A 1,444-nucleotide genomic window follows, 5' to 3' on the forward strand; every position below is an offset into this window, starting at 1 on the left:
GAGATCTTAGGTAAATCCGGGATCTCAAGGCCGAGAGCTGATGACGAGTTACCCTCTGGGTGACGAAGTGGTTGATGCCATGCTTCCAAGAAAAGCTTCTAAGCTTCAGATAACCAGGAACCGTACCCCAAACCGACACAGGTGGTTGGGTAGAGAATACCAAGGCGCTTGAGAGAACTCGGGTGAAGGAACTAGGCAAAATGGCACCGTAACTTCGGGAGAAGGTGCGCCGGTGAGGGTGAAGCACTTGCTGCGTAAGCCCACGCCGGTCGAAGATACCAGGCCGCTGCGACTGTTTATTAAAAACACAGCACTCTGCAAACACGAAAGTGGACGTATAGGGTGTGACGCCTGCCCGGTGCCGGAAGGTTAATTGATGGGGTTAGCTAACGCGAAGCTCTTGATCGAAGCCCCGGTAAACGGCGGCCGTAACTATAACGGTCCTAAGGTAGCGAAATTCCTTGTCGGGTAAGTTCCGACCTGCACGAATGGCGTAACGATGGCGGCGCTGTCTCCACCCGAGACTCAGTGAAATTGAAATCGCTGTGAAGATGCAGTGTATCCGCGGCTAGACGGAAAGACCCCGTGAACCTTTACTATAGCTTTGCACTGGACTTTGAATTTGCTTGTGTAGGATAGGTGGGAGGCTTTGAAGCGTGGACGCCAGTCTGCGTGGAGCCATCCTTGAAATACCACCCTGGCAACTTTGAGGTTCTAACTCAGGTCCGTTATCCGGATCGAGGACAGTGTATGGTGGGTAGTTTGACTGGGGCGGTCTCCTCCTAAAGAGTAACGGAGGAGTACGAAGGTGCGCTCAGACCGGTCGGAAATCGGTCGTAGAGTATAAAGGCAAAAGCGCGCTTGACTGCGAGACAGACACGTCGAGCAGGTACGAAAGTAGGTCTTAGTGATCCGGTGGTTCTGTATGGAAGGGCCATCGCTCAACGGATAAAAGGTACTCCGGGGATAACAGGCTGATACCGCCCAAGAGTTCATATCGACGGCGGTGTTTGGCACCTCGATGTCGGCTCATCACATCCTGGGGCTGAAGCCGGTCCCAAGGGTATGGCTGTTCGCCATTTAAAGTGGTACGCGAGCTGGGTTTAGAACGTCGTGAGACAGTTCGGTCCCTATCTGCCGTGGACGTTTGAGATTTGAGAGGGGCTGCTCCTAGTACGAGAGGACCGGAGTGGACGAACCTCTGGTGTTCCGGTTGTCACGCCAGTGGCATTGCCGGGTAGCTATGTTCGGAAAAGATAACCGCTGAAAGCATCTAAGCGGGAAACTTGCCTCAAGATGAGATCTCACTGGAGCCTTGAGCTCCCTGAAGGGCCGTCGAAGACTACGACGTTGATAGGCAGGGTGTGTAAGCGCTGTGAGGCGTTGAGCTAACCTGTACTAATTGCCCGTGAGGCTTGACCATATAACACCCAAGCAATTTGCT

At 53.4% G+C, this 1,444-nt stretch carries 1 rRNA gene (only partly in view); it reads left to right on the top strand.

Features of this window, described 5'->3' with window-relative positions:
* Window positions 1-1,423 (top strand): 23S ribosomal RNA (locus FBY02_RS27880); it begins 1,568 nt to the left of the window's first position.
* The last annotated feature ends 21 nt before the right edge of the window (window positions 1,424-1,444 follow it).

This window comes from Pseudomonas sp. SJZ078, assembly GCF_007828255.1.
Classification (GTDB): Bacteria; Pseudomonadota; Gammaproteobacteria; order Pseudomonadales; family Pseudomonadaceae; genus Aquipseudomonas.